General features: G+C 55.0%; 1 protein-coding gene and 1 pseudogene. Both read right to left on the bottom strand.

Annotated elements, in window-relative coordinates; all coding sequences use genetic code 11:
* A partial coding sequence (gene gpU, locus EDI28_RS26335; RefSeq protein WP_438942816.1) for a phage tail terminator protein occupies window positions 1–222 on the bottom strand: 222 nt, incomplete at its 3' end.
* 98 nt (window positions 223–320) lie between these two features.
* Window positions 321–494 (bottom strand): annotated as a pseudogene (locus EDI28_RS26330) (phage tail protein); the annotation flags it as partial.
* Between the last annotated feature and the right edge of the window lie 29 nt (window positions 495–523).

Genomic DNA, 523 nt, shown 5'->3' with positions numbered 1-523 from the left:
CGGATAAATCCGGGACTCCATCCACGCATCCAGCTCTGAATCCGGCACCTGAGCAGGCAGGAAAACTTCGATATGCAGCTCCGCCTGCCAGGTATCGCTGTCCAGCTCTTCGCCCGTGTATTCAGCGCCGGTGAGATAAACGGCAACTGCCGGAAAATCCGCCTCATCAAAAACAGCGGGGCGACCATCAAAAAACGTCGCCCCGGTGTCATGCTTCTCCAGTGCATCCAGTACGGCTGCACGGAGTTCAGTATGTTTMATCGCTTTATTACCATCCTCAGTTGATGCTGCAGCGCATAGCCCAGCTCTTTCGGAAGACGTTCACGCCGTATCCGCTCAATATTTTGTTTAAACGCCGTGGTCAGCGGCACCGCCATCGGGATTTTCACCACATCAATGGGGTAACGGTTTTTCCCAGCCACACGCTGCATGACATGCCACCGGCCATTTTTCAGTTGCTGAATAAACGCGCCGGGAATACGACGGTTACCCACCACAAGCACGCTGCCGCCACCTTTCAGGG

It is taken from the genome of Photobacterium chitinilyticum, assembly GCF_004104355.1.
In the GTDB taxonomy this organism is placed as follows: Bacteria; Pseudomonadota; Gammaproteobacteria; order Enterobacterales; family Vibrionaceae; genus Photobacterium; species Photobacterium chitinilyticum.
This window is presented reverse-complemented; position numbering and strand designations above follow the sequence as displayed.